This is a genomic window from Pseudomonas sp. ASL7 (assembly GCF_056680375.1).
The window spans coordinates 6,251,620-6,278,053 of the sequence record NZ_CM155279.1 but is presented as its reverse complement, the minus strand read 5'-3'; the positions used below and the strand labels follow the sequence as shown (position 1 = coordinate 6,278,053).

Here is a 26,434-nt window from a genome sequence, read left to right as displayed (position 1 = left end):
GCAGCGGTGATCAGTCCTGGCGGCTATTGCGCAAATAATGGCCGGTCAGTTCAAGCATCCGTGCTCGACCGAAGCTTGGATCGTGACCACCGTGCACGACTTCGACGGGAAGGTTTCTCAAGCGCTGCATCGTGTGCTGATAGTCAGTAAGGTTGGCACCCGCAATCTTGTCCAGAAGCGGACCATCGTAAATGGCATCACCGGAAAACAAGGTGCCGGTACGTTTCTCCCAAAGACCAATGCTGCCCGGGGAATGGCCGGGGAGATGCAACACCTCGAACGCCGTATCGCCCAAATCAACCACATCACCCTCATCAATCAGACGCGTCGCTTGAGTTCCAAGGGTACGAAAGGCGAGTGGGTCAAAACCCTCATGAGGATAAGCATCGATCAAAATATCGGGCACTTCATAACCCTGCGCTTCAATATCGGCGCGCATAGTGCCTGGCCAGTGACAACTACACAGAACTGGGTACGCGCTGGGATTTGCCAGTGAATGCGCCTCCAAAGGGTGCGCCAGTCGGTGTTCAAACTCGTGCAAGCTGCCGACATGATCCATATGGCTATGGGTCGCTACAGCGAGAAGCGGCTTGTTCAACAGCTCTGCCATCGCCGATTTCAAGCTGCTGATGCCCATCCCCGCATCGACCAATAGATCGCTGTCGCGACCACGAACATGCCACATATTGCATTGTTCGACCCGAGCAACATGAGGCTCCCACAACAACGTTATCCGGTCATTGATACGTTTTTTCTCAAACCAGCGATCTGCAATGCGCATGATGAAGCTCCAGTAATAGATAAAAGGGGCAGGAAGAAACGATCGAATGACGTTCTCCCGGGCTTTTATCCCTCCGTGGAGCCTCTTTCGAGGCCGGCTTACTCTCGGACCAGTCAGCGCTTTTTGAGCGATCGGAACCCTAGTGAGCCTACGCATAAGCTATTGCAAACAACGTGCAAATCGCTCTTCATGCTGGCGTAGTCAAAGCACGTTGTATGCCAAAGAAAAATTGAGCCAATTGGACGAAATAAACAGACCACTTGCCTCGTGCGAACCAAAACAAAGCAAAAAATCAGGCAGCACCCATATTCTGATTAAATTTGGCGCATGCGGGCATGACGGCATTCAGACTTACACGTTGTGAATAGGCCAAGGTCTGCTGATGAGTCCCGTAGCCACTGTCTACGAGGGCGGTGTGCGCTTGATCCCGCTGGCTCGAAGTCATTGCGCTTGCCGTTGAAGATGTCCCCCTTTCCGGCATTCATCGTAAGGTTAGGGAAGGATCAAAAAAATCCCGACTTAGGGCTAACAACGCAATCCGTAGCAGCTGGCGCAGCCTGCGTCCGGCTGTGTGTAGGAGCGAGCTTGCTCGCGATGGTCGTTCAGCCACAGAAAATGTGTCGGATGTTCCATCTTCGCGAGCAAGCTCGCTCCTACAAATAGCCGGACGCAGGCTGCTACAGATCGAGCCGTCATGGCCATTGAAATCAATCACCCAGGATCAGATAGGTTTTGCGTACCGTTTCAGTGATTTCCCAAACGCCGTGGGTATTCGGTGCAAAGTAGATCGCGTCACCGGCCTGGAAGACGATGGGATCGCCGTTGTCCGGGATGAATACGCCCTTGCCTTCAACAATGTAACTGTATTCGGCCTGCATGATCTGCCGCCTCAGACAGCCTGGTGTGCACTCCCAGATTCCGGTTGATACATTCTGCGATGGGACATCCTGGTCCAGCGCGGTACGCGTCATGGGCATCGTCTCCCCGACCGGTTTGCCGGCAGGGACCGGAGCGCAAAACTGGGCGTCGTTCTGGAGCCGGATCAAAATAGGCGTCATGTCATTTCCCTCAAGATTTATCTTCAAGACCTGCCGGTGCAAAACCGGCCATCAACACATCCAGCCGGTTGGCTTTGTGGCCGCCGATTTCAGCCCGCTCCTTGCGGATGACAGCGTTGCGAACCATTGAGCCGCCAATAAACCGCACAGGCTCGGGAGGGAATGCCTTGCAACGGCGTCCAACCAGCGCGCAGCCACTCCACTCATCTTTTCTGCCAAGCGCCAGGCTGGCCAGGATGCGGCCACCGATGCGACTGGGCCCGACCCCGTTTCCACTCCAGCCAATCCCGTAGTGAATGTTGTCGCAACCGTTCAGGTGGTTGAACACCGGGAGGCTGTCGTAGGTACGATCAATCGGGCCTGACCAGGAATGGGTCACTGCAACGTCATTCAACAGGGGGTAGGTTCGACGCAGGTCCGCTTCAGTGAGACCTATGCCCTCGCTATCTTCGCTGAACAGGGGCCCCATTTTTGACCCATAGGAAAGAGAGCCAGTCCCTTTGCCGAAGGCAATCCGCCCATCTGGCGTGGTGCGGTAGTAGTCCACCATCAGCTGTGAATCGGTAATCGCTTCAGCGCCACTCCATCCCATATCGACCAGGCGATCGTTGATGGGCTGGGTCACCACAATGGAGCTTCCCACCGGGACAAACAGCTTCGCCAATTCAGGTATGGCCGATGACCAGGCATTGGTCGCCAGCACGACACGCTTCGCATCGACCCGGCCATGTGCCGTGTGAATCCCGACGAGGTCGCCCGGATCAATGGCGGTAATCGCGCTGTTTTCGAATATTTCAACGCCCGCTTCCATCGCCACTCTGCGCATGCCACGCACCAGCGCCGCCGGCTGAACGGTGGCATTACTGCGTTCCAGCACACCGGCCAGATGAACATCCGAGCCAGTACGTTTTGCCACTTCGCGGCGAGATAACCGCTCAAACGGCTTGGCGCCCAACCGCTCGCAGGCTTCAAGCGTCGCGTTCCAGGAATCAATGTGCGCCGGGCATGTCGCGGTCCACAGCCAGCCTTTCTGCTTGAACGATGCATCGAGCTTATGACGTTCACAAAACTCGCCCAATTCTGAGATCGCACGTTCGGCACTGTGTGCCAAAAAGGTCGCTTGTTCAGTGGAACAAAACGAAGTGAGCGATTTGATTTTGGGCCACCAGGACATCACGAACCCCCCATTGCGCCCGGACGCCCCACCTCCGCAAACGTCCTTTTCCAAAACGATGACACGGCAGTGCGGCTCAAGCTCCTTGATGGTCAGCGCCGTCCACAACCCCACAAATCCGCCACCGACAATAACGACGTCAGCCGCCTGCACGCCTTGAAGTGAATCAGAGGGCTGGAGCGCAGGCTCAGCGGACTGCAACCAAAAGCTTCTTTTTAGCGGTGGGGTGACAGGGAATTTCATTGGCACGTCTCGTTCCAGGGGATCGTCTGATGGATCTTGCGCATCGCCGTTTCGGTCGTAGAAAGCTATCCCGTCAAATCTAAAAAAACAACGATATTTTTACTGAAGGTAAATTTATAGATTATTTTCAAGACTTGCCGATTTCTCCTGTTTATCGTCATTTTCTTCCTAGCCCACCGATCGCAGCAGCCCACACACTTTGCGCCAAGACCCGCCGCAGTGGCTCTGTGGCTATTAAATCAACAAGAAGGAGGTCGGTATGAACATCGAACGCTTGGGCGTCAACGCCCGCTACAGCCAGTGCGTCATCTGCGATGGAAAGATCGAAACATCGGGAATCGTCGCCCGTGACCCAAGCCTTGGCATTGGCGCCCAAACCCATGACGTCCTGCAGCAACTGGAGGGCATTCTTGCCATGGCGAAAGTCGACAAGTCCCGACTGATCAAAGTGCAAATCTGGCTCGCCAACACCAACGACTTCTGCGCCATGAACGAGGTCTACGACGCCTGGGTTGACCGTGACCATCCACCGGTCCGTGCCTGCGTCGGCTCTGCACTGGCAGACAGCCGCTACCTTCTGGAAATCCAGGCCACGGCTATCAGCTGAACCGCACGTTTGCGGCGCCTTTTTCCTCCACCCCGGCGCCTCCCCATAAAAACACTATTGATGCCTTTAGGAGCTGTCGATGATGCATGACGTTGTATTCCTGGACCGTGACGGGTTTGCAGAAAGCGTGGAGATAAAGGAATTGCCGTTCGCGCACCGCTGGACCAGTCATGGCTACACGCCGCCAGAGGCAATGGTCCCGCGACTGGCTAACGCCACCATCGCCATTTCCAGCGGCGTGCCATTGTCGGTGCAACAACTGGAGCAACTGCCGTCTCTGCGGATGATTTCGCTGGCGATGACCGGCACCGACGTGCTGGACCTCGACTATTGCCGCCAACGCGGTATCCATGTCAGCAGCGTTCCGGGTTACGGCACGCACGCGGTTGCCGAGCACGCACTGGCAATGATCTTCGCCCTGATGCGCAACGTAGGCCGTTATCACCAATTGCTGATGAGTGTTCGCGACCAAGGCAAAAGCACGAGTAACGCCTATTTCGATTACCCCATCCGCGATCTGCGCGGCAAGGTGCTTGGCATCATCGGCCATGGCCCCATTGCACAGCGCCTGGCGGAACTGGCCACGCGTCTGGACATGATCGTTTACTTCCATGATCGCGACGGACGCTACGTCGGTGAACGTTATCTGCCGCTGGAACAGTTGCTCGCACGCAGTGATGTGGTGTCGATCAACTGCCCACTCACGCCACAGACCCGACACTTGATTGGCCGTCAACAGCTGGAATGGATGAAGCGCGATGCCGTGCTGATCAATACCGCTCGGGGCGCCGTTATTAACGAGCCCGATCTGATAGGGGCCCTACAGCAGGGTCAGATTGCCGGTGCGGCACTCGATGTCGTCACCCATGAGCCGATTAGCGTCGATGACCCACTGCTGCACCTGGCAGCCACACACAACCTGATTCTCAATCCGCATGTCGCCTGGAGCAGTGCCGAGGCCATGCAGGGACTGATGGATGCCGCACTGGAAAATGTCACAGCGTTCGTCACCGGTCATTGAACCCGATTACGACGTCCTGACCGTCGTTTGCTTCACCCTTGTAAGCCCATAACCCAATAAATAGAAAAACAACAGGCAGGTTATTGTCATGCAAAACGTCGAGATAACGAGTACCCGCTCTTTTGATGAATCGCCTATTCGCCCCTTGCATATCAAGGCCGCCGTGGGTGGCGTCGGTGGCCAGTTCTGTGACGGCTACGTGTTGGGCATCATCGGTATTGCCATCAGCCTGGCAACCATTCCATTGGGCCTGGATGCTCTGTGGCTTGGCTTACTCGGAGGCGCCGCACTGATTGGGCTGTTCCTCGGTAGTTTACTGACCGGGCCGCTGGCAGACCGATTCGGCAGGAAGCATATCTATCGCTGGAACATGGCGCTGTTCTGCGTCGTTTCCATCGCCCAGTTCTTCGCCCAGGATGCATCACAACTTTTAGCGCTCAGGCTCCTGTTGGGCTTTGCATTAGGTTCCGATTTTGTTGTCGGCGTATCGCTGGTAGCGGAGTTGGTGCCACAACGTTTCAGGGGACCGTTACTTGCGTTGATGGCCGTTGCCTGGACACTCGGTTTCACGATCTCCTATGTCATCGGCTATATGCTGCAAACAATGGGTGATGATGCCTGGCGGTGGATTTTGTTCAGCAGCGCAGTGCCTTCCCTGTTGGTCTTTCTTGTTCGACAAGGCACCCCCGAGTCACCGCTGTGGCTAATGAAGAAGGGGCGCCAACGAGAAGCTCGCGAGGTGGTCGAGCGTCTTGGCGGTGGCGACCTGCCCAGGATCGAGCAAAATGTGGTGAAAGCCTCCTGGAGCCAACTGTTCAGTCGAAAATGGCGTCGCAACACACTGGTCGGCGCAGTGTTCTATACCTGCCAGGTCATTCCTTACTTCGCCATGAGTACGTTCATTCCGCGCATTTTTACCGCGTTAAAAGTGGAAGACAGTTACACCGGCGGGCTGGTCTACAACATCTTTCTGCTGGCAGGCTCAGTGGTCGGGCTGATGTTGATCAACCGGCTGACACGTCGAGCCTTTCTGATTGGCACCTTCAGCATCAATGCAATTGCACTGTTCATATTGGCAACCTGGAGCGGCATGCCGGCGGTTTATGTGGTGGGTGTGTTCGCCATCTTCGCGTTTGTAATGGCGGCGTCCGGGGTGCTGGAGTTCGCCTACACCTCAGAACTGTTTCCCACTGAGTTACGCGCATCCGGGGTAGGCCTGTCGGTGGCCGCCAGCCGTATTGGTGCGGCTTCCTGCACCTTTCTCCTGCCAGTGGTAATGGAGCGCTTCGGCACGTCAATGGCCATCGGTGCCTGCGTGGCGGCTCTGGTGATCGGTGCACTGGTTTGCCAGCGATGGGCCCCCGAAACCAATCCTCGCTACGTTAACTGACCGCCACTCTCACGGCTTGCGACTACAGCGTGACACTGCAGTTGCAAGCCATTGGGCCCACGCTAAACCAATCGCTCAGTCTGATGCCGCAACTTGCGGAACAGATGAGGTGTTTCGCCATAGACCTTGCGGAACTGCTGAATGAAATGTGAGGCGTCCGAGAAACCGGTGGCATAAGCAATCTGGGTGACATGCAGACTGGTGTCGCTCAGCAGCTTGCGTGCATGCTGCAACCGCAACTTACGCCAATACTGCGCAGGCGGTTGATGGGTATTGAGCATAAACCCGCGATGCAGTTGACGCTCACTACAACCCAGGCTGGCGGCAAGTTGCTTAAGCGTGCAGTGACTGTCGAAACTCCTCTTCATATAGTCGATGGCACGTTGCACCAATGGATCCTGATAGACATGGGGTACAGTGATTTCGCCGTTGCGCTGAATTTCCTCGTCATCAACCAGCAAGTATTCCAGTCCCTTCTGAGCCCGGCGCTTTCCACAATGGCGGCTGATTATTTCCGCGGCCAGTTCAAAAGCGGTTCCGCCCGGACAGGTAAATATCCCTTCATCCTCGATATAACTCTTGTCGACAACGATGTGGGTGTCAGGAAACATCGCTGCAAATTCGTTGCGCACGGTGAAGTGCACCGCGCAGCGTCGACCTTTGAGCAGACCCGCAATGCCAAGGGTGAAGTAGGACGCACAGAGCGCAATAATCGGAACGTTTCGCGCATGCATGTGGTGAATGTAGGCAAGCAACTCCGGCCCAGGATTCAGCACACCCGAAAGCAGGCCGCCCGCCAGCACCACATAGTCGTAGTGGGCATCCGGGTCGAGGCGTCTGGTCGGAGCGATCGGCAGTCCGCAACTCGCCGTCACTGGTTCACCGCTTACGCTTAACCAATCCCATTGACAGAAAATTTGTCGACTGTCGAAAGAGCGGTCTGCAGCAAAGCGCAGCGAGTCGACGAAACCGGCCACCGGCGTCAGGGTGAACTGATCGATAAGCACGAAGGCCACGCGCAGATCAGGTTTGGTCGCCGCCTGTTCCGAAGCGTCATCCGGCAATTCAAAACGGCTCTGAGTCTTCACGCTATTTGCTCCAGAAGCACCCGGATGCCAGCCTGATCAATTGAAGGCCTGGTTGAAAAATCGTGTGATTGCGCCAGCAAGGGAAGCCTCACTACGGGTTGCGCTGGTTTCGAACAGAACCCTTGGTCCTGCCCGCAGCGACGCGATGCTACTCGTTGCTAACAGGCCAGTGCAACTGCTGCTCGGGCAGGCTCCGGAAACGAAAAAGCCCCGTGAGTTTTCAGCGTTCAAACCGGCTGGCGCTTTTCGCGGCGCCACGTCGATACACTGCAGCCGAAGCGGTCCGAGAACCATCGAGAAAAGGCACTCAAGGACGAAAAGCCCAGAAAAGTCGCTATATCAGACAGCGGTCGCTCTCTGTTTTCGACATATTGAATCACCAGGTCGACTCGAACTGCGTCGACGATGGAGGAGTAATTCTGGCCGTGGCTGGCCAGATGGCGGTGCACGGTTTTGCGGTCCATACCCAGTTGCTCGGCTACGCGTTCGGCAACACACTCTCCTTTCGGTAGCAGCGCGAATACCAGCTTTCTGACCTTGTCTGGCATCGTCACATCAGACTGCGCCAGTTTCGCATTCAGGAAGTCGCGGGCATGCCACGCCAGGACAGGGTCATACGAGGAGATCGTTGTATCGAAATCGGCTTGGGTCAACACGATACCGTCGAAGTCCTGATTGAACAGGATTGACGTGCCAAACACGCGTCTGTGCGTGGCCAGGCTGACAGGTGCCTTGTGCTCGAAGCAGACACTTCTTGGCTTCCAGCTTGCCCCAAGGAACAGTTTGAGTATGCGGTACAACGTACAAATGACGATCTCGATTGATTGGCGTAGAGATCCGCGCGCACCGTGTATCACTTGCAGCCTGAGGAGCACCACGCCCTCCACTTCCTCGATGCACAAATCCATCGACTCGTTATACAGCACAAGATGGCGTGCGACCGATCCCAACGCTTCGCGCAGCGTGGCTTCCTCGCGCAGGGCAACCGCCAACGGCCCGAGGTTTTCCAGTTGGCGCGTTTCGCCCATGCGCAGGCCGAAGTCTTCGACGCCTGAATCTTGAGCCGAGTCCTCCAGCAGGCGCATCACCGACTTCGCCGGGATCTTGATGTCCGGATCCAATAAAGCTGATGCGCTGACGCCGGCTTTTCGCAACTGGCGATAGGGGTCCAGGCCAGCTGTGCGGGCAACCTCGATAAAGTTTGTCAGGCTTGAGCTTCTTATTAAGGTCGGCATCGACATTTCCTCTAATGCCCCAAAATGTAAAGTCTGCGCCCCAAAATATCAAATTCGCACACATTCATTCACCGATACTTTTCCTGCACTGCGATGACATTGCGATGAAGTGAAGTCAGCGCGCCGTAGGTATTGAATCAGGAGAATTAATGTGCCACACGCCATACGCATGCATGAAACAGGCGGCCCGCAAGTCCTGCGCTGGGAGAGAGTGGAAGTCGGCGATCCCGGTCCTGGTCAGGTTCGGCTGCGCCATGAAGCGGTCGGATTGAATTTCGCCGACACCTATTTCCGTAGTGGCCTGTATCCGATGCCGCTGCCCGCCGGCATGGGCGTTGAAGCCGCCGGCGTTGTCGATGCCATCGGTGAAGGCGTGACCAATGTCTCGGTAGGCGATCGTGTTACCTACACGGGCTTTTTGAACACGCTGGGTGCCTACAGTACCGAGCGCTTGATTCCGGCTGCGCCCTTGATCAAGTTGCCCGAAGCGATCAGCTGTGAAACCGCTGCCGCCATGACCATGCGTGGCCTGACTTCGTCCTACCTGATGCGTCGCATCTACGACTTCAAGCCGGGCGACACCCTTCTATTGCATGCTGCCGCCGGCGGCGTCGGCCTGATCGTCTCGCAGTGGGCCAAGCTGTTGGGCTTGACGGTCATCGGCACCGTTTCAACCGAAGAAAAGGCGGCCATCGCACGGGCCCATGGCTGCGATCACACCATCAATTACAGCCATGAAGATGTGGCCAGGCGCGTGCGCGAAATGACCGATGGTGTCGGCGTGAACGTCGTCATCGACAGCGTTGGCAAGAGCACCTTCAATGCCTCACTCGATTCCGTCAAGCGCCGCGGCCTGGTGGTCTGCCTGGGCTTCACTTCCGGAACCCTCTCCAATTTCGATCCGCAAATCCTGGCCACCAAGGGCTCACCTTATCTGACGCGTCCAGCATTGGCCGACTACATTGCCGACCCGGCCGAGAAGGCGGATCTGGCCGGCGAGCTGTTTGGCCATGTAGGCGCGGGCCGCATCAAGATCGAGATCAACCAGCGCTATACGCTGGAAGGCGCGGCACAGGCGCACTGCGACCTGGAAGCGCGCAAGACTACCGGCTCCTCGATCTTCGTCATCTAAGGAGTGCGGCGCAAATGAGAGTCGAACAACTGAACGGTGCCATCGGTGCCGAGCTGATGGGTGTCAACTTACGCGACGCGGTGCATGACGATGGTTTGTTCGCAACGATCCGCGAGGCCTTGATCAAGCATCGCGTGCTCTTTCTGCGCGACCAGGACATCACAAGCGCCGAACATGCGGCTTTTGCGCGCCGCTTCGGCGACCTTGAAGATCATCCGGTGGCCCCCACGCACGCGGACGCGCCGGGTCTGGTGCAAATCTACAAGAACCCGGACCACCCCATCGACCGCTACGAGAATTGCTGGCACACCGACGCTACCTGGCGCGCAGCACCGCCCTTTGGTGCCGTGCTGCGCTGCGTGGAATGCCCGCCGGTCGGTGGCGACACCCTGTGGGCCAACATGGTGCTGGCCTACGAGAAGCTGCCGGATGACATCAAAGCGAGGATTGCCGACTTGATTGCCAGCCATAGCATCGAGTCCAGCTTCGGCGCCGCCATGCCGAAGGATAAGCGCCTCGCGCTGAAGACCCAGTTTCCAGATGCCGAACACCCGGTGGTGCGCACGCATCCGCAAACCGGTGAAAAGATCCTGTTCGTCAATGCTTTCACGACGCACTTCGTGAATTACCACACCAAGGAGCGGGTGCGTTACGGCCAGGATTACAACAAGAGCGGCGGTGATCTTTTGCAGTACCTGATCAGCCAGGCTTACATCCCCGAGTACCAGGTGCGCTGGCGCTGGAAGAAAAACAGCGTGGCGATCTGGGATAACCGCTCGACCCAGCATTACGCCGTGATGGATTACCCGCCCTGCCATCGCAAGATGGACCGCGCCACCATCATTGGCGATCAGCCTTACTAAGACACGCCAGCACCATCGACCCCATCTGATCTCCCGTATCCGTGTACAGACCAAGAGGGCGCACCCATGCAGGAAGAATTTTTCGCCTCGTTTGCCAAAGCAGGCCCGCTCGAGGCTTCACCCTCGCGCGCCTATGCCTGGCTGGTATTTGCCATCATCTTCGGCCTGATGTTGTCAGATTACATGTCTCGGCAAGTGCTCAGCGCCGTGTTTCCCCTGCTGAAAACGCAATGGAGCCTGACCGATGCCCAGCTCGGTTTGCTCAGCGGTATTGTCGGTCTGATGGTTGGTTTGTTGGCTGTCCCGATCGCTGTTCTGGCCGACCGTTTGGGACGCGTTAAATGTGTCGTACTGATGGTACTGTTCTGGAGCCTCGCCACCCTGGGGTGCGGATTCGCGCAAAACTATGGTCATATGCTGACCGCGCGTTTTTTCGTGGGGCTGGGTGAGGCCGGTTACGGAAGCGTCGGTCTCGCTATCATCCTGAGTATTTTCCCCCCGGCCATGCGCGCCACTCTGACCGGTGCATTCACTGCAGCCGGCATGTTCGGTTCGGTGCTGGGCATGGCTGCAGGTGGCGTGTTGGCAACCCACTTTGGCTGGCGCGCCGCATTCATTGCCATGGCCCTCTTCGGCCTGCTGCTGGTGCTGGTCTATGTATTGACCATTACCGAAGCCCGCGTTGCCCGGCACGTGCATACGCATTCGTCTGAAGCAGTGAGTAGTGCGGGCCGTCGGAATAAAATGGACCGCAAGCTGCTGCGCAAGATCGTCAAGGCGTTGTTCGGCGCTCCTACGCTGGTTTTCACCTATGTCGCCAGTGGCCTGCAGCTTTTTATCGTGTACGCCATCATCGCCTGGATGCCGAGCTACATTAACCGCTACTACGGCATGGTTCTGGACAGGTCGGCCCTGGCCGCGGCAGTCCTGCTCATTGCCAGCGGGATCGGCATGGCCGTGTGCGGTGCCTTCGCCGACAGATCCGGGCGCGAAGCGCCTGAGAAACAACTGACGCTGGCGATCAAGCTCTGTCTGGGCGCCTGTGTCTTGCTGATGATCGCCATGCGCTTGCCACCGGGCGCAGCACAATTCTCCCTGATCGCCGTTGGCGTCTTTTTCGCTGGCGGTAGCTATGGTCCCGCTGGCGCCGTGGTGACCAACCTGGTGCACACATCCATTCATGCGACGGCCATTGCCACGCTCGTGTTGGCCAACAATCTGCTTGGTGGTGCGCCAGGCCCCTACCTGACCGGCGTACTGGCCGATCGGATTGGCTTGCTGGGGGCCTTGCAATGGATTCCGCTGATTTCCATCGCCGCTGCGCTGGCATTTGCTTGCGCGAGGGCCAGCTACGGGCGCGATTTGCGCCGTTTCGAAGCGGATAACCCGCAGCAATTCTTTTGAATCTCCATCTTTCATCCTACCGGCAATAAGGGAATAGACCATGATCCAAACCAATCCCAACCCGCTCGAGGGTAAGGTCGCCATCATTACCGGTGCCGGTCGTGGCATCGGTCGCGGCATTGCCATTGCTTATGCAAAGGCTGGCGCTGCCGTGGTATGCAGCGCTCGCAGCGGCGTGGAAATCGCAGAAACGGCCGCTCTGATCAAGGAAGCGGGTGGCCAGGCGCTTGCTCATGTCGCTGACGTGGGTGACTACGCTTCGCTGGTCTCGTTATTTCAGCGCGCCAGCAATGAATATGGTGGAGTCGATATTGTGGTGGCCAATGCCGGCGTCGCCACCGAGCAACGTCGGATCGAAGACAGCGACCCTGAGTTGTGGCGCAAGACGATCGACATCAACCTGACCGGTGCCTACTACACGGCACATGCCGCCATCCCGCATCTGCGTAAGCGTGGCGCCGGCAAGATCATCATGGTCGGCTCCGGTCAACGCTATCGCCCTACTCCTGGATTTTCGGCTTATTCCTGTTCCAAGAGCGGCATGTGGATGCTCACTCAATCGCTGGCGCTGGAACTGCATGAATACAACATCAGCGTCAACGAACTCATTCCTGGCCCGGTCAAGACCGACATGACCCGCGATGCGGCCATCCCTCCCGGGGAGTGGTTCAAGTCCCCCCAGGAGGTGACGCCCATGGCCTTGTTCCTGGCAAGCATGCCCGACGGCGGCCCGACGGCCCAGAGCTACAGCCTCATGCGCCGACCTGCCTGAGACATGGCCGCGAATACGCGCTGAAGAATTGATCGTATCTAAACGCAGGAGAACGCCATGCAGTCGTCACAGCACTCACAACAAACCGAACATGCGACAAGTGACAGAACACAAGGCAAGCTCGCTGGCCGCATTGCCCTGATCACCGGTGCAGGCCGCGGTCTTGGCGGCACCATCGCGGTCGACTTGGCCAGGGCCGGCGCGGATATCGTTATCTGCGATATTGACCTGCCTGCCCTGGAAGAAACCCAGCAAAAAGTGGAAGAGACGGGCGCATCCTGTATGGCGCTGCGCTGCGACATCACATCGAGCCGTGAGGTGGCAGCGATGTTTGCCAGCGCCGTTGAACGTTTTGGCACGCTGCATATTCTGGTGAACAACGCGGCGGTCGCGCCCACCGGAAAAGCCGACGCTGAGCGACGCAACAAGCATTACGCCTACATGACCACGCCTGTGCCTCGTCAGTCCCTCGGCTTCACCAGCCAAATCACCGATGAGGACTGGCTCCGCTACTGGGATGTCAATGTGCATGGCTTGTTTTACTGCACGCGCGAAGCCCTCAAGCTGATGGAAGCGCAGCAGTACGGCAGGATCATTAACCTGGCCTCCATCGCGGGCTTCTCCACCATCAGCCTGCACAGCCCCCACTACTGCGCCACCAAGGGGGCCGTTATTGCGTTCACCAAGTCGGTTGCTGCGGAAGTGGCCGGCGCCAATATACTCGTCAACGCGCTGGCGCCGGGAGGTGTGTCGACACCCTTCTTCGAGGAATATCTCGATTCCATCGGCGAAGAAGCCAGGAACAGATTTTGGCAGATGATTCCTGCGGGGCGTTTCGGCCAGATGGAGGAATATGCATCCATGGCGACGTACCTGGCGGGAGACCATTACTTTGTGGGACAGGTGATCAGTCCCAATGGCGGGGCCGTGATTTAAATGAAATGAACCGTAAGCCATCTGGCGTTGCAGATGGCAATCCCCTACGGCACATTAGAAATGAAGGTTCTCATGATGAAACTGGCGACATTCAAACGCATGCAGGACAGCACTCAGGAAGATTGGGAGATCATCAAACCCCAGGCAGCGAAATTCTTCAGCGAACTGTCTGAGCGCGTGTTGGTGCACCTGAAGCTTCTGGAAGGCGACTTTAGCGGTTTTCCAATCGACCGCTACAGCCACTGCCTGCAGAGCGCCACGTTGGCCTTGAAAGACGGACGCGACGAAGAGTATGTGGTGTGCGCCCTGCTGCACGATATTGGCGATACGCTGGGTTCGTATAACCACCCTGAAGTCGCGGCGGCGATCCTTAAGCCTTTCGTATCCGAAGCCAACGTGTGGATGATTGAGCATCACGGCATTTTTCAGGGACACAATTTCTTCCACTACATCGGCATGGATCGCAACATGCGTGACCGGTTCAAGAGCCATCCGCATTATGAGCGCACGGTAGAGTTTATCGATAAATACGACAGCCCGGCCTTCGATCCAGACGGCGAGATTTATCCGCTGAGCACCTTCGAGCCAATGGTGCGACGAGTGATGGGAGCGCCCAAGCGATCGATCTACAAGGCGGTCATGGACACGGAGTAATTCTCTCGGGAACGGTACGTAAGTTGTGCTGGCAGGTCGGGCGGTCAATTGGTGAAGTAGGTCGAGAGGACCGCTGGTAACACTCAAGCAAAGAAATTGAGGAAAGAGGCATGCGATTTCAAGTATTCAAGTCGGGCGGCAAACAAGGTTTGGGAGTTGTAGATGCAAAAGGACAGTTGCGCGGTTGTTTGGAGGATGAAAATGCCTACCCTGGAACCTTGGAAACCCTGATCGAGAAAGGTGAGGAAGTGCTTCAGGCCGCCGGACGGTGTCTGCTGGATGGGCGTGCATTCAGCGCCACAGACGTTGAAGTGCTGCCGCCGTTGCAAAGTCCGGGCAAGATTATTTGCATTGGCTTGAACTATCTGGAGCATGCAAAAGAAGGCGGATTCCAGCCCCCCACCTATCCAGCTGTTTTCGCCCGCTTTCAGACAAGTTTGATCGGTAGCGGCGCGCCTCTGGTGCGGCCAAAAGCCTCGGAACAATTTGACTTTGAAGGTGAGCTCGTCGTCGTGATCGGCAAGCCAGGACGCCACATCACCCAGGAAAAAGCGCTTGAACACGTTGCGGGCTATTCGGTGTTTAACGATGGCTCAGTGCGCGATTACCAGATGAAGGGTGCGCAATGGACCGTCGGCAAGAATTTCGACGGTACGGGCGCTTTCGGCCCATGTCTCGTCACCCCTGACGAGGTACCGGCAGGCGGCAAGGGTTTGCGCGTGCAGACCCGCTTGAACGGCACGATTGTGCAAGACGCTTCCACCGACGACATGATTTTCGATACCGCCACGTTGATTGCCTTGTTAAGCGAAGCGCTCACGCTCCAGGCAGGCGACATCATTGTGACCGGCACACCGCCGGGAGTCGGGTTCACCCGCCAGCCGGCGCTTTACATGAAAGCAGGAGACGTGTGCGAGGTCGAGATAGAAGGCATCGGCTTATTGCGCAATCACGTGATAGATGAAGCCTGAGTGTTTCACCGACACGGAGCAGCCGGTACTCAGCGTCAAGGTCGGCAAACTTGCTGGTGATTGCGCGCTTAAGCCTGGATCTGAATTCTGACGAACCCAGCTACTTACGCCTGGCCATTAACTCATTCTGCCACCGTAATTGATACCAACTGCAATGCTGCGTCCGATTTGGGGCTCGACAGCTAGCTTTAGGGTGTACCATCTAACTCTGTCCATCAGATATCAGTTAGCCATGTCCACGCTAAGCGAAGAGAGCCGCCAGATCGTAGCTTCTCTGGTGCACCGCGTTGGCCCCAACGCTGACATTGCAACCGTCGCGCAAGCGATCGCATCAATATTGCAGGATATGGATGTAGCCCTCACGCCCATCATCGGCCAACAAGGGGTTGGCGCACTTTATCGCCGCAGCCTTCACCTGTGCACCTCCAACCATCCGCGTCTGGTCGGCACCTATGACGGTGTGCAGGCCTCCCTGGATCTGACTGCCCTCAAGTCCGTACTCGTTGAGCAAAGCGAAGCCGATGCACTGTTTTTCGGTGAAGTGTTGCTGACCACGTTTTACGAGTTGCTGACCACGCTGATCGGGCCCTCGCTCACCGCACGTTTGCTTCGTGGCGTATGGGAACCTTCTTTGAGCGACACCCCTTCGCAGGAAATTTCGCCATGAGCACCAAAGTGACTATCAACCGCTTGGCCACCGGCGTGCCAGGACTGGACGAGGTGCTGGGCGGAGGATTGCCGGAGTTTTCGTTCAACCTGATCGCAGGTCCCCCTGGCTGTGGCAAAACCACCCTGGCGCATCAGATGATGTTCGCTCTGGCGACGCCCGAGCGCCCGGCGCTGTTTTTTACGGTGCTCGGCGAGCCGCCGCTGAAGATGCTGCGTTATCAGCAGCAATTCGACTTTTTCGACAGCGAAGCGATCAACCAGTCGATCCGCTACATCAACCTGGCTGACGACACCCTGGCCGGGAATCTGGACGAAGTGCTACGGCGCATCGTCAGCGAGGTGGAGGCTCACTCCCCGTCACTGGTGTTCGTCGACTCGTTCCGTTCGGTGGTGCTGGCCAGCCAGACCCAGGACAACCCCAACAACAACCTGCCGCAGTTCGTTCAGCAACTGGGTATGTTGATGACCACCTGGCAGGCGACGACGTTCCTGATTGGTGAATATTTCACCGAAACCGACACCAACCCGATTTTCACCGTGGCCGACGGCCTGATCTGGCTGCGCCAGAGCGTTCAGCGCAACTCCATGGTGCGCAAGATGGAAATCATGAAGATGCGCGGCCAGCCAACGCTGCCAGGGCTGCACACCTTCCGCATCGCGACGTCGGGGATCAAGGTCTTTGCCCCAGCGGCACTCAACCCCGTTGAAGCGCCGCTGGAATTTCCGATCAAGCGCCTGAAAATGGGCGTGCCACAGCTCGACGAGATGCTGGGCGGTGGCCTGCCTCGCGGTTATTCCTTGCTGGTGGCCGGGCCGTCGGGTTCAGGTAAGAGCATTCTAGCCTCAACCTTCCTCGCCGAAGGCGCGCGCAATGGCGAAACCGGTGTGATCGCGGTGTTTGAACAACGGCCCCATCACTCCCAGAACGCCACCCTTGCGGGCCTGATCCAGAGCGGTCAGGTCGGCCTGGTGGATAGCCGTGCGCCGGACCTGTCCATCGACGAAATCGTCCAGTTGCTGCTCAGCGAGATCAGCCGACTGAAAGCCACTCGGGTGGTGATCGATTCGTTATCGGGCTTCGAGCTGGCGCTGGCGCCGACCTTTCGTGAAGACTTCCGTGAGTCGCTGTCGCGCATGGTCACTGCGTTGACGAGCGCCGGGGTCAGCGTGTTGATGACCTCTGAGCTGGAAGACCGCTACACCGACCTGCGTTTCAGCCCTTACGGCACGGCGTTTCTCACCGACGCGATCATCGTTCAACGCTATATTGAAGTAGAGAGTCGCTTGTTGCGCATCATGGCCGTGGTCAAGGTTCGGGCCAGCGCCCACTCCGATGAGTTGCGCCAATATTACATCGACGATAACGGTCTGCAGATCGGCGAAATGCTGCCAGATCAGGAGGGGTTGCTCGGTGGTCGACCGACAAAACAGAATTCAGGAGCGGTACGCACAGGAGATAACAATGTTTGAGCTCGACTCATGAGTAACGCCGGTGGCAAGAATGAGTGTGAGATGGCCACTGCTGCTCACGAACTCTTCCTGCTTGGTCAAAAAACTGTTGAAGCACGCGCCGTATTGGCAGCACTGCAAAAACAATTGAGCGACGCCAGTAGCCGGCTGGTGGATACCCAACAGGTCGAGCAAGTGATCGAGGCCAATCAGCAGTTGGTGCTGGCGATTCTGCTGGCACAATCAGATGCTGTAGCCCCCCCTCGCTTGGAGGAGCAGCGTTTGTACCAGGAGCTGCGCGAGGCTAACGCGCAGCTGGTTATAGCTGCGCTCAGCGCTCAAGACCTTCAGGCGGCAGCCGAGCGCGCACTGAGTCAGCAGAAAAGCGTACTTGCAATGGTGGCCCATGAGCTGCGAAATCCATTAACCCCCATCAGCATGATTGCAGAGCGTATGGTCCGGCTGCCTAGCGATCAGCTACCGCGGATGCGTGAGTTGATCGAGAGCCAAGTACAGCATATTTCACAGCTGGTCGACGATCTGCTTGACGTCTCCCGCGCCAGCACGGGCAAGTTGCGAATTGATCGTCGTGATGTCGACATGCTGCAAATTCTGCGTGACGCTGTTGATGCGTGTGGCCCTGTGATGACCGCGCAAAAGCAACATTTCGACGCCCATCTTCCTGATGGCATCTTGATGGTGAGTGGTGACCCAGGACGCCTGGCTCAAATCCTCCATAATCTACTGGCGAATGCGGCCAAGTACACTCCGGCCGACGGTAGTATCAAGCTGTCTGTAACGGTAGAGACCGACGTTTTGAAGATAAGTATTTCCGACAATGGAATCGGTGTTTCGGCTAAAGCACTGCCTTTTATTTTTGATCCTTACGTCCAGGACGAACACGCCATAGGTTTCAACGGAGCCGGCTTGGGCATTGGGTTGACCGTAGTTCGGGAGCTTGTGGAAGCACACGGCGGCAAGGTCATCGGTATGAGCGAGGGTAATGGGAAGGGAAGTGAGTTCGTGGTGACGTTACCGTTGGTCAACCATTAACTTCTCATTAGCGCCAACTGGCTGAGAACCGAAAAACTGGAGCTTTAGCTTTCGGATACTAAATTTCCAGAAGCGTTTGCCAGTGTCCGCCTGTGGTTGCAGAGCAAGGGCCGTCTCGGAAAGCTTAATGGGCAGAACTCATCGCGAAGGTGAGGGGTCTTTTGCTTGAGATCCTGATTGATCGACCACTCGATCCTTACAATCTAGCCAAGGGTAAAAAGCTTGGGGCGATTCAGCTCTGACCGCTCATTTCGCTATGAAATTCGACCCCCATCGAATCGCAGTCAACAAAATTTCAGTCATACATCACGAACCTGCACCAATCCGCATTGACCACCACATCCCCAGACTCGGCAGCTCACATCCATCAGGCGCGAGGATAAGGCTGGGCTGAAAGGCCCTTTTCGTCTTTCATCAGTCGCCCTCCACATAAGAGCAAACGCCCCGAACAAGTCAGGCCATTTGCTTTTATGGCATCGGTGGTTTTTCGCACAACATGCGAGGGAGCGAGGCTATGTGTGTTAAATCACAAACCGCGCCACCATCCCATTCAGGTCCACAGCCAGGCGTGACAGCTCATTGCTGGCTGCGCTGGTCTGATTGGCTCCGGCGGCGGACTGGATCGCCAAGTCACGGATGTTGACGAGATTACGATCCACCTCCCGCGATACTTGGGCCTGCTCTTCGGACGCGCTGGCAATGACCAGGTTGCGCTCGTTGATTTGAGAAATGGATTCGGTAATCTGCTCCAGAGCTTCACCTGCGGCGCGAGCCAGCTCTAGCGTTGTTTGGGTACGATGGGTGTTCAATGTCATGGATTGCACTGCCTCCCCTGTGCCACTCTGAATGCCCGCGACCATTTGCTCGATCTCACGCGTCGACTGCGCTGTGCGATGGGCCAGCGCGCGCACTTCGTCGGCCACCACCGCGAAGCCCCTGCCCGCTTCACCAGCACGCGCCGCTTCGATTGCTGCGTTCAATGCCAACAAGTTGGTCTGCTCGGCAATAGAGCGAATTACGTCCAACACCTTGCCAATGTCACGCCCTTGTTCAGCCAAGCCTTCCACCAGTTGCGAAGTGGTCTGAACGTCCTTGGTCATAGCCTGAATCGCGGACACGGTCTCGACCACTCGATCACGCCCTCCACGGGCGGTTTCACTGGACTGCTGCGAGGCTTGCGAGGTCGACACCGCGTTACGCGCCACTTCTTCAACGGCGGCGGTCATTTCATTGACTGCGGTGGCCGCCTGTTCGATTTCATTATTCTGTTGCTGTAGGCCCCGCGACGCTTCCTCGGTGACCACATTCAGCTCTTCGGCTGCGGAAGCCAACTGAGTGGCCGAACCGGAAATCTGTTCGATGGTTTTGCGCAAGTTCTGCTGCATGACCACCAGCGCCTCGAGCAGGCGGGTCGGTTCGTCGTTGCCATCAACCAGGATGTGTTTGGTCAGATTGCCACCGGCAATTTCTTCAGCGGCGCGCAGCGCTCGAGTCAGTGGCGTGACAATACTGCGGGTGAGTAACCAGGCGAGTAGAACCGTGAGCAATGCGGCACTTACTGAAACGACAATGATCATTATATTGGCACTGTCATAATGCTCCGCAGCCGCCTTTGACGCCTCGGCCGCGACTTGTTGATTAATCTCGATTATCCGTTTGAGTTGTTCACCCATCCGGTCCGAGTCGAGCTTCAGCCGGGTGTTGATCAAGCTATGCATTTCTTCGGTTTTATTCTGGCGCGACAGCTCTAGCATCTGTGTTTGCGCACTCAGGTAACTCTCCAGCGTCGCACTGAATGCTTTATACGTTGCTTCCTCTTCCGCCGTGTTGAACGGTAGCGCGGCATAGCTGTCTTTGGCCTGTTGCAGCTTACCGACCGTCTCACGAATGCGCTCATCGCTGTCCTGCAACGAAGCAGGGTCGCGATCGATCTCTATTTGGAGAGACAAGTTGCGCAAACGCAGGACATTCCGGCTCACCCCTCCCAGCAGGCTGATGCTTGGGAGCATGTTGGTTTCTATATCGATGGTGGCCTGGCGGATCAAGACCATACGGTTCAGGGCAAAGACGCCCAGGCCAACAACCAGCACCGCAATGAACGCAAAGCCGAGAAAGGCGCGTGGGGCAATATTCATATTTCGTAGCGACACGGGGAGGCTCTCATGGATTAGATAAAATCAGGAGCGTCCATGCAGTGGGCATTAACGGAAATGCTTCACCGGTTAATGTAAGCGTGACGCGGCGGGTCACTGGGCTCAAAACGTATATCGGCAGGATTTCTGATTTTATTCAGTAAAAATTCAAACATTTTTATATTTAAACCAACATTTACGACAAGCGGTAACTAGCCACCTATCTCCAGGTATCGGGAAGCATTCGACTGCAAGCCAATGACGGGAATGAACCAGGTAAATTTCCCTATAGCGCTTTATTGGTATTCACGACATATGCACACTCGCCTACTTCGCTGGCACCGTCCTTGAAACAGTAAACGTTCCCGTTAATCTCATTGACCATCGCGATTTGCTCCTCAGTTACTATAGAGAGACGCCTGGGACAACTGGAGGCGGGATGTAAAAGTTTCTCCTGACGCCAAGTTGCTGCACTATTACGTTTAACACAAACTACCCCATCAATAACTGATCCACCTCTCGGGAATGCAAACGTGGCATACCGGTTTTCGCTTACTTCCCGAATGACACTGTTGATTTGCATCATGTGCGCGATTCTCATCGGCACCGATATTTGGCTTAGTTTGGCCGCTCGTACGGTTAAACTGAACGAGATGACGACAGCCTCCTCGAATCTCGCGCGTGCAATGTCTCAACATGCGAACGACACGATCAAAGAAGCTGACACTGCGCTGACCGGGATTGTTGAGCGTGTTGAACGTGACGGCACCGCCCCAGCCGTGTTGGAGCGGTTACACCGGGTCTTCACCTAGCGGCTCGCCGAACTTGCGCAACTGAATGGTCTCTATCTGCTCGACCGCGATGGCGTGTTGATCACCAATGCGTTACCTGAACCGATGACGCGCCATAACAACTCTGATCGCGAATATTTCATTTTTCATCGAGATCACCCGGATCGAGGAGTACATATTGGGTCTCCGCTCCGGAGCCGGACTACAGGGAAATGGGTTATTTCGGTGTCGCGTCGGATTGACGATCCAGACGGCACCTTTGCCGGTGTCGCCGCTGCCTCTATCGATATCGATTTTTTTTCGCAATTTTATAGTGGTCTCGACATCGGGCGAGAAGATGCCGTTGTACTGGCTTTTGACAGTGGAATAATGGCCGTCCGGCGTCCATTCGAAAAATCGCTTCATCGGAGCAAACATTTTAGACACCAGGCTCTTTCATGAGCACACCGTACAGGGGCAGTCCGGTACATTTTCCAATGCGTCTTCTCAGGACGGTGTGCTTCGCCTCAATAGTTTCCGAAATCTGCATGACTATCCGCTGTTCGTCGCAGCAGCGCTCTCGCGAGACGAATTTCTGGCCGCCTGGTGGTCCGATACGCTGTCGCATGCCGCAGGTATTGGCTTACTGGTGTGCGTATTAGCCGTATTCGGTTTTCGCCTCATTCACCAAATTACCCTGCAAACCAATACAAAGAAGGCGCTTGCGGCCAGCCTGGAAACGACGCAGGCGATCCTGGACACAGCGGTGACCCCAATTATCACGGTCGATGGTGACTACAAAGTGCGATCACTCAACCGGGCGGGCCAAAGGACGTTCGGCTACAGCCCGCAAGAGATAGTCGGGCGGAGTGTAAGAGATCTTGTTCCAGAGTCTCACATCGTTGCCTACAACGATTACGCCGCACAGTTCGCGCAGGATGGTTTCACTGAAACCGGCATCGGAGCGGAGTGCGACTGCGCGAAGCGTCTTTTGCCGGGTTTATCACCAAGCCCGTTACGCCCAGGCAGTTGGCCGAGGTCATTTTACGAGCGTTGCACGGCGGCGGCGCACAGGCCGACACTCAAGCACCTGGACAGAAGCCATCAGGGCGCCTCAAGGGCCTCAGTTTGCTAAAAGTGGAAGGAGTAACTGCGGAGCCGGGCGCAGAAGAGCCTAGGGCGGTCTTTTAGCGACATTCTTTGCCCTAAAAATGCCCTAATCAAACCATCAGAAACGAAAAAGCCCCTGTAATCTTTAACGATTACAGGGGCTTAGTCTTATTCAATAATGGCGGAGAGATAGACCGCCTACGTAGTGTCCGGCAATGTCCAACAAAATACCGAGACCCTAGATAATACAAGGGCTACAGCCTAGTATCCATCCATTAGCGTCCTGAGAGCATCCACTGAATCCCACGATCAGTGGGGGAATACGTGGGGGAACAATCTCTCAGGCTAGACAATTTCTGGTGAGTGAAAAACCGTGGGAAAACTAAATGCAAAACAGATCGAAAACCTGACCGAGCCAGGGACCTACGAGGACGGGGATGGACTGCGGCTGGTCGTAAAGGCGAGCGGTAAGAAGTCTTGGGTCTTACGGTTTCAGTTGGCGGGAAAGCGTCGTGAGATGGGGCTGGGGGGATTCCCTGATGTGAAACTGAAGGACGCACGTTCCGAGGCACTCACTCAACGTCAGCTCCTTCAAAAGAAGATCGACCCTCTCGCTGAACGCGAAGCTACACGTTTGGCTGCGGCCAAAGCAGTGCTCGCCGAGCAAGCCAAAGCCATCACCTTCAAATCCGTTACTCTGGACTACATTGCGGCTCATCGTTCAGGCTGGAAAAACGCGAAGCACGCCCAGCAGTGGGCAAATACGTTAACGACCTATGCCTACCCCGTACTGGAAAACTTAAACGCCAAGGACGTGACGACGGAGCACATCCTGAAAGTGCTCACTCCCATATGGCAGTTAAAGCCAGAAACAGCATCCCGTGTCCGTAATCGGATGGAAATGGTGCTGGATGCCGCAAAAGTTCTAGGATTGCGTGAAGGCGAGAATCCAGCCCGGTGGCGTGGACACCTCGACAAACTGTTACCTGCACGCTCGAAGGTGAAAAGCGTGGTCCACCACCCAGCTCTGCCTTGGGTTGAGATGCCGGCCTTTATGAAAGAAATCGCCAAGCACGATGACCTCAGCTACAAAGCCATGCAACTGACCATTTTGACCGCGTGCAGAACCAGTGAGGTACTCGGAGCTACCTGGGATGAGCTGGATTTAGAGAAGAAGGTCTGGAAAATTCCGCCTCATCGGATGAAGGCTGCAAAGGAGCATCGCGTTCCCCTAAGTCAAGCGGCGCTGGACCTGATCAACGGGTTAGGACAACTTAAGGGCAATGCCCATTTGTTTCCTGGGGCAAGGGAAGGCAAGCCTCTTTCGAATATGTCGATGCTGATGTCGCTCCGACGCATGAACCGTACTGATCTGACCATGCACGGCTTTCGCTCCACGTTTCGTGACTGGGCAGCGGAATCGACGCAATATCCGAGAGAGGTCTGTGAGCTGGCGTTGGCACATTCGCGCCAAGACAAGGTGGAAGCAGCGTATTTTCGCGGCGACCTGTTTGAGAAGCGGCAAGCCATGATGGCTGACTGGGCTGTATACGTGACTCAGCCTGCAGGTGAATGAGTTGCCCTCTCGTGCATCGTTTATCGATGCACGAGAGGTTCGTAACCTTGTTTCACTCTCCCCCCAAAGATCCCTTTACGCTTTCGATGAGAACGTCCTTGCATCCCGGCGTTCACGCCCGAACGACATTCCTTCCGCGCCCGGTTATTAACGGGTACGCTTTCCGCTTCACGGAGGAATCACGATGCTTAATTCAGACCTACTCCCTGCATTGTTATTCAAGATCAACGAAAATCAACTCGCCCTGGAGGCTGCCATCATGGAGCTGACGCTCTGGGTTGAGCGTCGCGGATCGGAGGAGGTCGGCGGCAATGTACGCGCAGCCCTACAAACGGTCGACAAAAATGAGGAGTTCATCAAAATATGCCTTGCTGTACTCATGGCACCGGAGTAATCGTTCACGGGCAGCAATCGGCCGAGGCTGTGTAAAAACACATGCACGTTTTTAAGGTCCGCGCTTCTCCGTTAAATCTGCTCTTGCACGGTGGCTGAACAGACCCGTAACTCAAGCAGAAACGCAGTTTTCGAGCCGATATCTGTTACTGCACTCAAAAACGTTTTTACACAGTCTCGGACGTTTTCTGTCTATCTCCACCGTCAGCTTTGGGTCCAGGCTGTGTGAGAACGCATGCGCCGTTTTGAAGTCTGCGTTATTACGTAAAATCTGTCGGCGATTGGTTAGTCCGCCGACGTAAATTTTACGTAGGAACGCGATTTTCGTTCCGATTCCGACTGTCAAACTTGCTCTTAAACGTTTTCACACAGCCTGGATCGATTTCGGTCGGTCGTGACAGACAGTAAACGACCCATTGCCGCTGGGAAAGGGCAAAAAAAATGGCTAGGAGCGGACTCTCCAGCTTCGAACAAAGCTCGTCACCGAGCATCAATCGCGGTAATGCAAACCTGCAAGGTTGCGGCGCTCAGAGCCTCAATTGAAAAAGTCCAGATCCCATAAAGTCGGTAGTTTGAATGATGGCTTCTGCGCAACATCCTTAGCTTGATCTCAGGGTACTTCGGCATGAAGGCCCATATCGGTATGGATGACGTATCGGGCCTGGTGCATAGCGTTGTGGCCACGGCAGCCAATGTGGCCGATATCACTCGGGTCAATAAGCTGCTGCACGACGACGAAAACGTGGTCTGTGCCGATGCTGGCTATACCGGCGTGGAAAAACGCTCCGAGCATGAAGGTCGTCAGGTCATCTGGCAGATTGTCGCCCGGCGCCACCTACCAGAAACTGGGCAAGCGTAGCGTTCTGTACAAAGCCAAGCGCAAGATCGAAAAATCCAAGGCTCAAGTCAGGACGAAGGTTGAGCACCCGGGTGCCTGTGGTGTGAGATTGAGTGCAACGGCAAGTTCTGCCACTGATCGATTGAGGGGGGGGCATCATTTGCAGAACGACCCAGTCTTTGAAGTCGCTTTCGTATCGCTTGCCCATTTTGGACATTGTTATGCACCTTCGCCCTCTTGAACGACTGAGTCAATCAACAAGGGCGACAGGTAGCCTGACATGGAGGGTCAAGCAGAAAGGGTATCAAAGATCGATGAGTACTTCAGACTTCCTTAAACCGAGGCGCCACCGTCCACGACCAGATCTTGGCCGACCGTGTACGCGGCTCCGTCGGAGCACAACCAAAGTACGGCAGCAGATATTTCGTCCAGGCTTGCGACGCGCTTGGACGGATTGGTCGCTGCGATGCGCGCATCGCGTGCCGCTCTGTCTTCTCCCACGCGGAAGGACATCGATGTGTCAACGGGGCCTGGGCTGACACTGTTAATACGGATACCGTGACTAATGACTTCCAACGCTGCGGTTCGCGTGAGGACGGTCACTGCCGCTTTGGAGGCGGCATAGGCACTTGTTCCAGGTCGAGTGAGGTGATAGCCGACATTGGAGGCAATGTTGACGATGACGCTGTTACCACCTTGTCGCTTCATGGCGAGGATTTCATGCTTCAGGCATAACCATGTACCGACAGTGTTGGTTGTCAGGATTTCCTTGAAGCTATCGAGCTCTGTCTCGTCGATGGCGCCGACACGAAATATCCCTGCGCCGTTGATCGCGATGTCCAGCCTATCCCGGCCAGCGAGCGCCTGCTCCAGAAGTGCCCGCACGCTCGCTTCATTCGTGATGTCAGCTTCTACCGCCAAATAGCTTCCACCCTTGCGCTCGATCTCCGCGCCGGTTTGCTTAAGCTCGGCTACACCCCGGCCGACCAGTACCACGCGGGCGCCTTCCGCTGCTAAAGCAATAGCAACCTGTCGACCGATACCAGAGCCGGCTCCAGTGACCAGGGCATTTTTTCCATTGAGAGAACCTGCGTTCATATGAACTCCTATGTCGT

General features: G+C 56.1%; 25 protein-coding genes, 2 pseudogenes and 1 riboswitch. Of the genes and pseudogenes, 19 read left to right on the top strand and 8 right to left on the bottom strand.

Going from position 1 to position 26,434, the window contains the following annotated elements:
* Nucleotides 1-10: 10 nt before the first annotated feature.
* From AC1MDT_RS29010 to AC1MDT_RS29000, 3 genes are all read right to left on the bottom strand, one after another.
* Entirely contained in the window at nucleotides 11-781 is a 771-nt protein-coding gene (locus tag AC1MDT_RS29010; protein WP_480420082.1) for an MBL fold metallo-hydrolase, read from the bottom strand.
* 52 nt (nucleotides 782-833) lie between these two features.
* Nucleotides 834-935: riboswitch (guanidine-I (ykkC/yxkD leader) on the bottom strand.
* 553 nt (nucleotides 936-1,488) lie between these two features.
* Nucleotides 1,489-1,839, bottom strand: coding sequence for a cupin domain-containing protein (locus AC1MDT_RS29005; RefSeq protein WP_480420081.1), 351 nt, complete (start codon nucleotides 1,837-1,839; stop codon nucleotides 1,489-1,491).
* Nucleotides 1,840-1,849: 10 nt separating this feature from the next.
* Nucleotides 1,850-3,256 carry an NAD(P)/FAD-dependent oxidoreductase gene (locus AC1MDT_RS29000; RefSeq protein ID WP_480420080.1) on the bottom strand — a complete coding sequence of 469 codons (1,407 nt, stop codon included), beginning with the start codon at nucleotides 3,254-3,256 and terminating at the stop codon, nucleotides 1,850-1,852.
* A gap of 259 nt (nucleotides 3,257-3,515) precedes the next feature.
* Here AC1MDT_RS29000 and AC1MDT_RS28995 point away from each other — a divergent pair, with 259 nt between their 5' ends.
* The 3 genes from AC1MDT_RS28995 to AC1MDT_RS28985 all read left to right on the top strand — a co-directional run bounded on the left by AC1MDT_RS28995 (nucleotide 3,516) and on the right by AC1MDT_RS28985 (nucleotide 6,274).
* Nucleotides 3,516-3,863 (top strand): RidA family protein, encoded by a 348-nt coding sequence (locus tag AC1MDT_RS28995; protein ID WP_480420079.1) that lies wholly within the window; start codon nucleotides 3,516-3,518, stop codon nucleotides 3,861-3,863.
* Nucleotides 3,864-3,942: 79 nt separating this feature from the next.
* Complete coding sequence (locus AC1MDT_RS28990) at nucleotides 3,943-4,884, top strand: NAD(P)-dependent oxidoreductase (protein WP_480420078.1); 942 nt, start codon at nucleotides 3,943-3,945, stop codon at nucleotides 4,882-4,884.
* Nucleotides 4,885-4,972: 88 nt separating this feature from the next.
* Complete coding sequence (locus tag AC1MDT_RS28985) at nucleotides 4,973-6,274, top strand: MFS transporter (RefSeq protein WP_480420077.1); 1,302 nt, start codon at nucleotides 4,973-4,975, stop codon at nucleotides 6,272-6,274.
* 62 nt (nucleotides 6,275-6,336) lie between these two features.
* On the opposite strand, the gene AC1MDT_RS28980 is transcribed toward AC1MDT_RS28985, so the two are convergent.
* The gene (locus tag AC1MDT_RS28980) at nucleotides 6,337-7,362 is read right to left on the bottom strand and encodes a GlxA family transcriptional regulator (RefSeq protein WP_480420076.1); all 1,026 of its coding nucleotides are present in this window, start codon (nucleotides 7,360-7,362) and stop codon (nucleotides 6,337-6,339) included.
* A gap of 227 nt (nucleotides 7,363-7,589) precedes the next feature.
* Nucleotides 7,590-8,597 (bottom strand): AraC family transcriptional regulator, encoded by a 1,008-nt coding sequence (locus AC1MDT_RS28975; protein ID WP_480420075.1) that lies wholly within the window; start codon nucleotides 8,595-8,597, stop codon nucleotides 7,590-7,592.
* A 169-nt stretch (nucleotides 8,598-8,766) separates the two neighbouring features.
* On the opposite strand from AC1MDT_RS28975, the gene AC1MDT_RS28970 reads away from it, so the two are divergent.
* The 10 genes from AC1MDT_RS28970 (at nucleotide 8,767) to AC1MDT_RS28925 (ending at nucleotide 18,500) form a co-directional block, all read left to right on the top strand.
* Nucleotides 8,767-9,729: a quinone oxidoreductase family protein gene (locus AC1MDT_RS28970; protein WP_480422882.1), complete on the top strand. Its 963-nt coding sequence runs from the start codon at nucleotides 8,767-8,769 to the stop codon at nucleotides 9,727-9,729.
* Between the two features lie 14 nt (nucleotides 9,730-9,743).
* Nucleotides 9,744-10,592: a TauD/TfdA dioxygenase family protein gene (locus AC1MDT_RS28965; protein WP_480420074.1), complete on the top strand. Its 849-nt coding sequence runs from the start codon at nucleotides 9,744-9,746 to the stop codon at nucleotides 10,590-10,592.
* A gap of 66 nt (nucleotides 10,593-10,658) precedes the next feature.
* A complete protein-coding gene (locus tag AC1MDT_RS28960) occupies nucleotides 10,659-11,996 on the top strand; it encodes an MFS transporter (protein ID WP_480420073.1) in 1,338 nt (445 codons plus the stop codon).
* A gap of 40 nt (nucleotides 11,997-12,036) precedes the next feature.
* Nucleotides 12,037-12,768, top strand: coding sequence for an SDR family NAD(P)-dependent oxidoreductase (locus tag AC1MDT_RS28955; RefSeq protein WP_480420072.1), 732 nt, complete (start codon nucleotides 12,037-12,039; stop codon nucleotides 12,766-12,768).
* 57 nt (nucleotides 12,769-12,825) lie between these two features.
* The gene (locus AC1MDT_RS28950) at nucleotides 12,826-13,704 is read left to right on the top strand and encodes an SDR family NAD(P)-dependent oxidoreductase (RefSeq protein WP_480420071.1); all 879 of its coding nucleotides are present in this window, start codon (nucleotides 12,826-12,828) and stop codon (nucleotides 13,702-13,704) included.
* Between the two features lie 33 nt (nucleotides 13,705-13,737).
* Complete coding sequence (locus AC1MDT_RS28945) at nucleotides 13,738-14,358, top strand: HD domain-containing protein (RefSeq protein WP_480420070.1); 621 nt, start codon at nucleotides 13,738-13,740, stop codon at nucleotides 14,356-14,358.
* 110 nt (nucleotides 14,359-14,468) lie between these two features.
* Entirely contained in the window at nucleotides 14,469-15,329 is an 861-nt protein-coding gene (locus AC1MDT_RS28940) for a fumarylacetoacetate hydrolase family protein (RefSeq protein ID WP_480420069.1), read from the top strand.
* A 232-nt stretch (nucleotides 15,330-15,561) separates the two neighbouring features.
* Nucleotides 15,562-15,996 carry a hypothetical protein gene (locus AC1MDT_RS28935; protein ID WP_480420068.1) on the top strand — a complete coding sequence of 145 codons (435 nt, stop codon included), beginning with the start codon at nucleotides 15,562-15,564 and terminating at the stop codon, nucleotides 15,994-15,996.
* Nucleotides 15,993-17,468: an ATPase domain-containing protein gene (locus tag AC1MDT_RS28930; RefSeq protein ID WP_480420067.1), complete on the top strand. Its 1,476-nt coding sequence runs from the start codon at nucleotides 15,993-15,995 to the stop codon at nucleotides 17,466-17,468. The genes AC1MDT_RS28935 and AC1MDT_RS28930 overlap by 4 nt, the downstream gene beginning before the upstream one ends.
* A gap of 9 nt (nucleotides 17,469-17,477) precedes the next feature.
* On the top strand, nucleotides 17,478-18,500 hold the full coding sequence (locus AC1MDT_RS28925; protein WP_480420066.1) for a sensor histidine kinase: 1,023 nt from the start codon (nucleotides 17,478-17,480) through the stop codon (nucleotides 18,498-18,500).
* A gap of 521 nt (nucleotides 18,501-19,021) precedes the next feature.
* Here the strand turns inward: AC1MDT_RS28925 and AC1MDT_RS28920 are convergent.
* A complete protein-coding gene (locus AC1MDT_RS28920; protein ID WP_480420065.1) occupies nucleotides 19,022-20,650 on the bottom strand; it encodes a methyl-accepting chemotaxis protein in 1,629 nt (542 codons plus the stop codon).
* 545 nt (nucleotides 20,651-21,195) lie between these two features.
* On the opposite strand from AC1MDT_RS28920, the gene AC1MDT_RS28915 reads away from it, so the two are divergent.
* The gene (locus tag AC1MDT_RS28915; protein WP_480420064.1) at nucleotides 21,196-21,444 is read left to right on the top strand and encodes a hypothetical protein; all 249 of its coding nucleotides are present in this window, start codon (nucleotides 21,196-21,198) and stop codon (nucleotides 21,442-21,444) included.
* A gap of 72 nt (nucleotides 21,445-21,516) precedes the next feature.
* Here the strand turns inward: AC1MDT_RS28915 and AC1MDT_RS28910 are convergent, their stop codons facing one another.
* Complete coding sequence (locus AC1MDT_RS28910; protein ID WP_480420063.1) at nucleotides 21,517-21,840, bottom strand: hypothetical protein; 324 nt, start codon at nucleotides 21,838-21,840, stop codon at nucleotides 21,517-21,519.
* Here AC1MDT_RS28910 and AC1MDT_RS28905 point away from each other — a divergent pair.
* The 5 genes and pseudogenes from AC1MDT_RS28905 to AC1MDT_RS28885 form a co-directional block, all read left to right on the top strand.
* A pseudogene (locus AC1MDT_RS28905) lies at nucleotides 21,827-21,919 on the top strand (hypothetical protein); the annotation flags it as partial. The gene AC1MDT_RS28910 and the pseudogene AC1MDT_RS28905 sit on opposite strands and share 14 nt — an antisense overlap.
* The gene (locus AC1MDT_RS28900) at nucleotides 21,920-22,537 is read left to right on the top strand and encodes a PAS domain S-box protein (RefSeq protein WP_480420062.1); all 618 of its coding nucleotides are present in this window, start codon (nucleotides 21,920-21,922) and stop codon (nucleotides 22,535-22,537) included. It begins immediately after the preceding pseudogene.
* A 348-nt stretch (nucleotides 22,538-22,885) separates the two neighbouring features.
* Nucleotides 22,886-24,088, top strand: a complete 1,203-nt coding sequence (locus AC1MDT_RS28895) for a tyrosine-type recombinase/integrase (protein ID WP_480420061.1) — start codon at nucleotides 22,886-22,888, stop codon at nucleotides 24,086-24,088.
* A gap of 184 nt (nucleotides 24,089-24,272) precedes the next feature.
* Complete coding sequence (locus AC1MDT_RS28890) at nucleotides 24,273-24,482, top strand: hypothetical protein (RefSeq protein WP_480420060.1); 210 nt, start codon at nucleotides 24,273-24,275, stop codon at nucleotides 24,480-24,482.
* Between the two features lie 615 nt (nucleotides 24,483-25,097).
* Nucleotides 25,098-25,410: pseudogene (locus AC1MDT_RS28885) on the top strand (transposase); the annotation flags it as partial.
* Between the two features lie 242 nt (nucleotides 25,411-25,652).
* Here AC1MDT_RS28885 and AC1MDT_RS28880 read toward each other — a convergent pair.
* On the bottom strand, nucleotides 25,653-26,417 hold the full coding sequence (locus AC1MDT_RS28880; RefSeq protein ID WP_480420059.1) for an SDR family NAD(P)-dependent oxidoreductase: 765 nt from the start codon (nucleotides 26,415-26,417) through the stop codon (nucleotides 25,653-25,655).
* Between the last annotated feature and the right edge of the window lie 17 nt (nucleotides 26,418-26,434).

Coding starts and splice junctions, on each gene's coding strand:
- AC1MDT_RS28985 (WP_480420077.1), top strand. CDS start 4,973: ATGCAAAACGTCGAGATAACGAGTACCCGCTCTTTTGATGAATCGCCT.
- AC1MDT_RS28880 (WP_480420059.1), bottom strand. CDS start 26,417: ATGAACGCAGGTTCTCTCAATGGAAAAAATGCCCTGGTCACTGGAGCC.
- AC1MDT_RS29005 (WP_480420081.1), bottom strand. CDS start 1,839: ATGACGCCTATTTTGATCCGGCTCCAGAACGACGCCCAGTTTTGCGCT.
- AC1MDT_RS28955 (WP_480420072.1), top strand. CDS start 12,037: ATGATCCAAACCAATCCCAACCCGCTCGAGGGTAAGGTCGCCATCATT.
- AC1MDT_RS28975 (WP_480420075.1), bottom strand. CDS start 8,597: ATGCCGACCTTAATAAGAAGCTCAAGCCTGACAAACTTTATCGAGGTT.
- AC1MDT_RS28890 (WP_480420060.1), top strand. CDS start 24,273: ATGCTTAATTCAGACCTACTCCCTGCATTGTTATTCAAGATCAACGAA.
- AC1MDT_RS28940 (WP_480420069.1), top strand. CDS start 14,469: ATGCGATTTCAAGTATTCAAGTCGGGCGGCAAACAAGGTTTGGGAGTT.
- AC1MDT_RS28930 (WP_480420067.1), top strand. CDS start 15,993: ATGAGCACCAAAGTGACTATCAACCGCTTGGCCACCGGCGTGCCAGGA.
- AC1MDT_RS28910 (WP_480420063.1), bottom strand. CDS start 21,840: ATGTTTGCTCCGATGAAGCGATTTTTCGAATGGACGCCGGACGGCCAT.
- AC1MDT_RS28935 (WP_480420068.1), top strand. CDS start 15,562: ATGTCCACGCTAAGCGAAGAGAGCCGCCAGATCGTAGCTTCTCTGGTG.
- AC1MDT_RS28945 (WP_480420070.1), top strand. CDS start 13,738: ATGGCAATCCCCTACGGCACATTAGAAATGAAGGTTCTCATGATGAAA.
- AC1MDT_RS28965 (WP_480420074.1), top strand. CDS start 9,744: ATGAGAGTCGAACAACTGAACGGTGCCATCGGTGCCGAGCTGATGGGT.
- AC1MDT_RS28995 (WP_480420079.1), top strand. CDS start 3,516: ATGAACATCGAACGCTTGGGCGTCAACGCCCGCTACAGCCAGTGCGTC.
- AC1MDT_RS29000 (WP_480420080.1), bottom strand. CDS start 3,256: ATGAAATTCCCTGTCACCCCACCGCTAAAAAGAAGCTTTTGGTTGCAG.
- AC1MDT_RS28925 (WP_480420066.1), top strand. CDS start 17,478: ATGAGTAACGCCGGTGGCAAGAATGAGTGTGAGATGGCCACTGCTGCT.
- AC1MDT_RS28950 (WP_480420071.1), top strand. CDS start 12,826: ATGCAGTCGTCACAGCACTCACAACAAACCGAACATGCGACAAGTGAC.
- AC1MDT_RS29010 (WP_480420082.1), bottom strand. CDS start 781: ATGCGCATTGCAGATCGCTGGTTTGAGAAAAAACGTATCAATGACCGG.
- AC1MDT_RS28960 (WP_480420073.1), top strand. CDS start 10,659: ATGCAGGAAGAATTTTTCGCCTCGTTTGCCAAAGCAGGCCCGCTCGAG.
- AC1MDT_RS28915 (WP_480420064.1), top strand. CDS start 21,196: ATGACACTGTTGATTTGCATCATGTGCGCGATTCTCATCGGCACCGAT.
- AC1MDT_RS28990 (WP_480420078.1), top strand. CDS start 3,943: ATGATGCATGACGTTGTATTCCTGGACCGTGACGGGTTTGCAGAAAGC.
- AC1MDT_RS28970 (WP_480422882.1), top strand. CDS start 8,767: ATGCATGAAACAGGCGGCCCGCAAGTCCTGCGCTGGGAGAGAGTGGAA.